The following is a 7,127-nucleotide window of genomic DNA, read 5'->3' on the forward strand; positions in this document are numbered from 1 at the left end:
TGAAATACTAGCCTTAAACTGTTTTCTTCTATAGCACTGGCTAACCGTCGACTCAACAGGTACTCTCTTTCTTGTTTTAATTTGAGTGAATCGTTATAAATATTGATGTTACCTTTAGCTATGCGTTTTTGGTGATACATCGCAGTATCAGCAGAGCGAATTAAGGTATTTAAGTCGTTCCCGTGCTCAGGGTACATGGCAATTCCAATAGTTGCTGATACCCATTTTTGATATTTATATGTTTCATGCTCGGCACCAATGCTTTGAAGCACTTTATTAGCAAACTCGATAAGCTCAGCTTGATTTTGATAGGTTGCTAAAATTAAAAACTCATCTCCGCCCCAACGGCATTTATAGAGTTGTTGGTTGCATACATTACTAATTCTCAGTGCTATTTCTTTTAATACTTTATCGCCTACTTTATGACCCAACGAATCGTTGATTTGCTTAAAACCATCTAAATCTACAAATAATAAAGCAAAGGGTTCTTTAGGATTATCTGCTAGTTGTTTGTTTGCATTTTTTAAAAATGCGGTACGGTTTAATAGATTTGTGAGTGGATCGGTATTCGATAAGCGGTAAATTTCTTCAGTGCGTTGCTCGACCTTGTTTTCCATTTCATTAAGCAGCTCTCTGTTTTGGTTTTTTAGCTTGATTGCACTGTGTGTAAATGTGGCTGATTTGTACGAAGAGGCAATCATAATTGTGGCAAAAGTTAAACCTAATAGCCCCAATATGTGATGGTAGTGATCGTTTGAAAGCGTTAGCAAAAAAGAGTAGGGGGCCAATAAAGTAAAGCTATATAAAACAGCTGTAAAACGACTACCAGACAGCAAATTTGCAGAGCCACCGGCAAGCGCTGATAAAATAGCAATGGTCGTAGTAACTTCCACCGTAGATGAAGTGCTATGAAACCAAAGAGCATAGCCACACCAAGACACGGCTGTTGATATACAGCCAATAGCAAAGCGATTTAGATAAAAATGTGTGTTGTAAGGTTGGCGAGAATTTTGAGCTTTCAAAAAAAGCCCTACATCAATAATGCGTAAAGTAAGCACGCACATCATTATGCCTAACCAGACTACTTTATCGTGGTTAGTTTTCTCATTAGTTATATCAAAAGCAAATACTAAAGCAACGCTGACTAGTACAGAGACTGCAATTCCGGAAATAGCATTCGAGTATAAAATTTTGAGCGCTTCTTTTCGCTCATTATTACTTAAATTGTTATATGGCACTAATTAAAACCTTTTTCAAAAACAACCCCTAGGAAATTAAGTAAACCATTTAGCAAATTACACTAATGCAATACTGGTAATACAAAGAGCTTAATAAGCCTTTACGCAGCTAAATAAAACTTTAATGTAAAAGTAAATATAGTTTACGGGAGGGATAAAAAAAGTTTAAAAAGTAAAAAGGCCCAAAATAAATATTTATTTTGAGCCTTAAAATTATCAAGCAGGTTAAAGTGTTAACGACTTTACTTGCTGTTCTATAGATTTAACCTTCGAAATCGCTATCGTTATGGCGCTCTGCCATTTGCTCTTCTTCAGGACCCCATGTGCGATTTACGCGACGACCACGCTTTACAGCAGGGCGCTCTGATACTTGCGTAGCCCAGCGTACAACATGGGTGTATGAGGCAACATCTAAAAACTCTGCTGCATCATATAAAGCTCCAAGCACTAACGATCCGTACCACGGCCAAATTGCAATATCGGCAATTGAGTATTCATCACCTGCCATGTATTCATTTTCGCTTAAATGGCGATTTAACACGTCAAGTTGGCGTTTAGTTTCCATGGTAAAACGGTCAATAGGGTATTGCATTTTACTTGGTGCGTAGCTATAAAAATGACCAAACCCACCACCTAAGTAAGGTGCTGAGCCCATTTGCCAAAATAGCCAGTTACGACACTCTGTTTTAGCTTTTAGATCTTTAGGTATAAGTACATCAAATTTTTCAGCCAAATACTGTAAAATAGAACCTGATTCAAAGATGCGAGTAGGCGGCGTGGTTGAATGATCCATTAGCGCTGGGATTTTTGAGTTTGGATTAATATCAACAAAGTCAGATCCAAACTGATCGCCATCACCTATGTTTATTAAATATGCGTCATAGTCTGCATCGGTGCAACCAAGCTGTAAAAGCTCTTCAAACATGATTGTAGCTTTTTGGCCATTAGGTGTCGCAAGAGAATAAAGCTGAAATGCGTGCTCACCAATAGGTAGAGTTTTGTCATGAGTCGCGCCTGCAATTGGGCGGTTAATGCTGGCAAACTTACCGCCACTTTCACTTTCCCACGTCCATACTTTTGGTGGCGTGTATTCGTTTTTATCACTCATAAATAACCTCTGTTAGATGAAATACATATATGGTAAATGTGGCCATAAAAAATTAATTAAAGGCCCTAATACTTAATTTACCGACCTTTTAATTTATCGGCTTTTGCTAATCTATAACCTAAAAACAATCCGCTTAGTGCTCCAAATAAATGGCTTTCAAACGATACATGATAGCGCTGGGGTAAAACACCCCATATAAAACCGCTATAAAGTATAGCCACTACAACAGCAATTATAATTGATTTTAATGAGCGTCTTACTAAGCCGTAGCATAGAATAAAGCCCCATAAACCATATATAACACCGCTTAAACCAACATGTATGTTACTGCGCCCAAATGCCCAAACTAAGAGTCCACCGACTAGAGCGGTAAAAATAAATACGTTATAAAAACGTTTTACGCTGTACTGGCAAATTAGCCAGCTTAATACTACAAATGGGATCATATTACTGGCAAAGTGCCACCAGCTACCATGTAAAAAAGGTGCGCATAGTATGCCAATTAATCCTTGGATACTGCGTGGATATATGCCTAAACCATTAAGATTTATGCCAGGTAGACTATTGATCACCTGTAGTACGAAGCAAATAACAACAATACTAAATATTGCGAAACGGGTACTAGTTAGTAATGACAGTGTGGTTGGCTTGGTTGCCATATAATCGCCCTAATTGACTTTAAGAGTTGCCAGTATAGGAATTGTATTTGCTAATGAAAAGCAATTAAAAAAGCACAGCATAAAATGCTGTGCTTAATTTTAATTATTACTCACTATTAACCTAATTTAGTTAATAGTTTTTTTGCAGCTAGTTCAGAGCTTGCAGGGTTTTGGCCGGTAATTACTAAACCGTCTTCTAGTGCTAATACACCCCAGTCGTCAGTTTTTTGATAATCGCCACCTTTTTTAATTAGCTCGTCTTCAACTAAAAATGGCACGATATCGGTAAGTTGCACTGCAGCTTCTTCAGAGTTAGTAAAACCAGTTACTTTTTTACCCGCTACTAATGCATTGCCATCAGCATCTTTAACATTTAAAAATGCAGCACTTGCATGGCATACCGCAGCAACAGGCTTTTGCTCTTTAATAAAGCTTTCGATAAGCGAAATTGAATCAGTGTTGTCAACTAGGTCCCATAATGGACCGTGACCGCCTGGGTAAAATACAGCGTCAAAATCGCTAGATTTTACTTCACTCAACACTTTAGTGTTTGCCATAAGTGTTTGTGCTGCGCTATCGGCGTCGTAACGTTTAGTTGCATCTGTTTGAAAATCGACAAGTGTACTTGTCGGATCAATTGGTGGTTGACCGCCAGCTGGAGACGCTAATGTTACTTCAACGCCTGCATCAACAAATGCATAATAAGGGGCTGCAAATTCTTCTACCCAAAAACCTGTTTTTTCGCCAGTGTTACCAAGTTCTGCGTGAGATGTAAGAACCATAAGTATTTTTTTAGACATTGAATATATTCCTTCTGATGATTTAAATTGGTTTATCTTGCTTACCAATTACTATATGCACTAACAGAGCTTTAAACAACGATGATAAATTTAACTTTATTGGTTTAATAATTGATACAATAGAGGGGTTGAATTTAAAACACGCTACGGAGCACATATGAAGGTGTCGTTTGAGCAGTTAAAGAGCATGGTTGTATTTGCGCAAATTGTAGAGCAGGGCAGCTTAACCGCTGCTGCCAAACAGCTAGGGCTTACGCGAGCAGTTGCAAGTTATCATTTAAAAAAATTAGAAACGCAGCTTGAAGTTACTTTACTAAATCGCTCAACCCGTACCATGGCGCTCACTGAAGCAGGCATTGCTTATTATGAGCGTTGTAGAATAATTACCGAACAAGCTAATGCGGCTAATCAGCAAATAGAAAATATAAAGAGCGAGCCACAAGGTTTACTTAAAATTAGTTGCCCAGTAAATGTGGGAATGCAGTTAATTGTGCCTGCAATAAATACGTTTAAGCGCCAATACCCTAAAATTAAAATAGACTTACAGCTTACTGACGATGTGGTTGATATTATTAAAAATGGGTTTGATTTTGCAATTAGGGGAGTGGCACTGAGTGACTCCAACTTGCAGGCAACCAAGCTGACTACAATGAGCACTTGTATTTGTGGCGCGCCGGATTACTTTACACATTTTGGTAAACCTAAAACACCTTTAGAATTGGCAGATCATCAATGGGTGGTTTATCAGCTAGGAAGTAAAACGTTAACACTTTCAAAAGATGGTAAAAAACACGACATTACAATGCAAGGCGCCTTAAGTACTAATAACGCAGCTGCACGTACTGCCTTTGTAGAAGCGGGGCATGGCATTGGGCGTATTCCGCTTTACGATGCGTGGCCTAAAGTACAAGCTGGGCTACTTGAAATAATATTAGATGATTATAAAAGCAAAGATATTGAACTGTATGGAGTATTTCCGCCAGGAGCTGCGGGATCTAAAAAACTACGATTATTTATTGATTACTTAAAAGCGTATTTTGTGAAACAGCATACCGCCTTGGGTATGCTGAAAAGCGTTTAATTATTTTCGCTTTTTAAATATTTATAAAGTACGGCTAAATAATGCAACCGCTTGTTGATACATATTAATTGCAAGGGCTGCATCGTATCGCTCACCTTCATCACGCATAAAGGCATGTTGGGCATTAACTTCTTGCCATTGGTAATTAATGCCTGTGCTTACGCATTGCTGGTATATTTTAGTACGACCTTCTTGTGGCACATGCGGGTCTTGTTTACCCCATATAAAGTGAATTTCGCCTTGTATATCAGCCATGCGTTCAAATGAGTTATTACCTGATTTTGCAGGTAATGTATTGCTATGAATATCAGTCGCGTATAAGCAAAAAGCCGCTTTAATTTCAGGATTAAGCGCCGCTCTGTAAGCTAAATGCCCGCCAATACATACGCCCATGGCGCCCACTGTACCTGTGCAGTAATGCTGCTGCTTTGTAAAGTCGATCATGGCTTGCGTGTCGCTATCATGATGCTCCAGTGGTTTTGCCCACTTATCTGCATTGCCTTTGTCTTTACCTGCATCGTCGTAAGCAAGCACAGTGCCCATAGGATTTAACTCGTGAAACACTTCCGGTACTAATACCACAAAGCCATGGCTTGCTAAAATAGCTGCGCTGCGTGCAATAGGTGCAGTTTGCTGAAAAATTTCAGAATAAAAAATAATAGCAGGGAACTGCCCTTGCGCCTGAGGGCGATAGATGGTTGTTCGCATTAAACCTGTAGGTGTTGGCAAGTCTGCGTTATGTTGTTGAATTATCATAAAAGCGCTCAGTTAAATAAAATTATATAATGATATGGTAACTGAGCGCGATAAAATAAACGACTTTTGTTGTCGAGTATTTATACCAACCTGCATAAATCTTTGATCAATTTAACGAATTAAATTTCACTATAACGTCGTTAAAAATTTTTTATTTAGAACAACTAGATAAAAAATTTTTGCCTAGTTCTAGCGTAATTTTCTTAACGTTAAATAGACCCCATATATAAGCAGATTGGTATTAAATACTTGCAGGCATTTTATTACAACTAGCGTAATAACTTACGGTAGCCGGCCAATCTGAAAATATAGCCATTACACCCACGTCTTTTGCGAGTACATCAACGACCGTCATCATATCGCCATCGTTATCTATAACATCAGCAATTGATTGATAGTAATAACCACCACCTTCATTAAGCGGACCTGAGCGCTCAAGGCTCCATGCAATAAGCTCTAAACCTGCTGCTTTTGCGTCAATTGCGTATTGTGATGGCACGATATTATTTTCGTTATCTATTGTTAGCATCATCCAAATTGGAGGGGCTAAAATTTTAACGCCGTCAGCCACAAGTTCATCCATACCAGGTTGCCATGTTTGTGGGTTACTTGGATCAAATCCGGCTTCACTGTCGCGACCATCTAGGTATACGCTTTTATCTGCAAAGTCAGGGTTAGTGTTAATCCAGTATTTTACGTCATCAAGGTTAAACGATTGCGGGTAAACTTTTGAGGCTGGCACATTCATTTGTGTGTACTCGTCTAGCATTTTTTGCGCATATTGCTCTTGCGTCATTCCATCAAATGGCATACTTACTTGTGGCGATTTTAGTTCTGGGGTCATTTTTACACCCAGCTCATTAAACAGTGCAATGCTTTGTTTATGGGTCATCAATGTGCCGTTGGTGGCATATAAATCAGTGCGCCAACTTGGTGTACCATCCATGTAATCGGCAACGGTAGTTGCATTAGTGTTTGCACCATCCATTTTACCTTCAAGGGTTAAAAATTCCGCTAAGCTTATATCGCTGGTACAACACTTTGCAGAAGCAGCAACACCATTAGCAGGGTCTGCTGGTGTAAATGGCACACTGCATTTAGCTGCAAGTTCAGGAATGGCTAAAATATTAGTTGTGGTGTGTAAGTCGCATTGGGAGTGGCGACATACTAGTTCTTTATCGTTTGTAAATGTAACATCGCATTCAACAATGCCTGCGCCCATTCTAGCTGCAGCAATGTAGGCTTCTTTGGTGTGCTCAGGGTATTGCATTGATGCACCGCGATGACCAATAGAAAAGTCGGTGCGGTAAAAAGGACCTTCACTGCATGACTCTAATTTTGTTTTTAAGTTGCTGTCGCTCATATCATCTACTAAATAATAAGGGCGAGTGCCTAGTTGAATATCTGGCGCACTACCACTTGGTACCTCTACAATAACAGGCGTAGGCACTTCAACAATCTCAACTTCTGTGCTGGTAACAACCA

7 protein-coding genes are annotated in these 7,127 nt (G+C 39.1%); 1 reads left to right on the forward strand and 6 read right to left on the reverse strand.

From position 1 onward, the window contains the following. The 4 genes from CXF89_RS20960 to CXF89_RS20975 form a co-directional block, all read right to left on the reverse strand. On the reverse strand, positions 1 to 1,238 hold a 1,238-nt coding region (locus tag CXF89_RS20960), incomplete at its 3' end, for a GGDEF domain-containing protein (protein ID WP_145990864.1). A gap of 262 nt (positions 1,239 to 1,500) precedes the next feature. Further along, positions 1,501 to 2,346: a glutathione-dependent disulfide-bond oxidoreductase gene (yghU, locus tag CXF89_RS20965; protein ID WP_024589239.1), complete on the reverse strand. Its 846-nt coding sequence runs from the start codon at positions 2,344 to 2,346 to the stop codon at positions 1,501 to 1,503. Positions 2,347 to 2,423: 77 nt separating this feature from the next. Next, the gene (locus CXF89_RS20970) at positions 2,424 to 3,005 is read right to left on the reverse strand and encodes a rhomboid family intramembrane serine protease (protein WP_010555361.1); all 582 of its coding nucleotides are present in this window, start codon (positions 3,003 to 3,005) and stop codon (positions 2,424 to 2,426) included. 116 nt (positions 3,006 to 3,121) lie between these two features. After that, positions 3,122 to 3,805, reverse strand: a complete 684-nt coding sequence (locus tag CXF89_RS20975) for a type 1 glutamine amidotransferase domain-containing protein (protein ID WP_121955668.1) — start codon at positions 3,803 to 3,805, stop codon at positions 3,122 to 3,124. Between the two features lie 157 nt (positions 3,806 to 3,962). On the opposite strand from CXF89_RS20975, the gene CXF89_RS20980 reads away from it, so the two are divergent. Continuing rightward, positions 3,963 to 4,886 carry a LysR family transcriptional regulator gene (locus CXF89_RS20980; RefSeq protein WP_101164168.1) on the forward strand — a complete coding sequence of 308 codons (924 nt, stop codon included), beginning with the start codon at positions 3,963 to 3,965 and terminating at the stop codon, positions 4,884 to 4,886. Positions 4,887 to 4,907: 21 nt separating this feature from the next. Here CXF89_RS20980 and CXF89_RS20985 read toward each other — a convergent pair whose 3' ends face one another. Both CXF89_RS20985 and CXF89_RS20990 read right to left on the reverse strand, forming a co-directional pair. Next, positions 4,908 to 5,642, reverse strand: coding sequence for a dienelactone hydrolase family protein (locus tag CXF89_RS20985; RefSeq protein WP_121955669.1), 735 nt, complete (start codon positions 5,640 to 5,642; stop codon positions 4,908 to 4,910). A 241-nt stretch (positions 5,643 to 5,883) separates the two neighbouring features. After that, positions 5,884 to 7,127, reverse strand: a 1,244-nt coding sequence (locus tag CXF89_RS20990) for a glycerophosphodiester phosphodiesterase family protein (RefSeq protein WP_121955670.1), incomplete at its 5' end; no start/stop codon positions are given.

The organism is Pseudoalteromonas sp. MelDa3 (assembly GCF_002863625.1).
GTDB lineage: Bacteria > Pseudomonadota > Gammaproteobacteria > Enterobacterales > Alteromonadaceae > Pseudoalteromonas > Pseudoalteromonas arctica.

Bases quoted from the DNA above. Each gene is read 5' to 3' on its own strand.
- CXF89_RS20985 (WP_121955669.1), bottom strand. From the start codon at position 5,642: ATGATAATTCAACAACATAACGCAGACTTGCCAACACCTACAGGTTTA.
- CXF89_RS20975 (WP_121955668.1), bottom strand. From the start codon at position 3,805: ATGTCTAAAAAAATACTTATGGTTCTTACATCTCACGCAGAACTTGGT.
- CXF89_RS20980 (WP_101164168.1), top strand. From the start codon at position 3,963: ATGAAGGTGTCGTTTGAGCAGTTAAAGAGCATGGTTGTATTTGCGCAA.
- yghU (WP_024589239.1), bottom strand. From the start codon at position 2,346: ATGAGTGATAAAAACGAATACACGCCACCAAAAGTATGGACGTGGGAA.
- CXF89_RS20970 (WP_010555361.1), bottom strand. From the start codon at position 3,005: ATGGCAACCAAGCCAACCACACTGTCATTACTAACTAGTACCCGTTTC.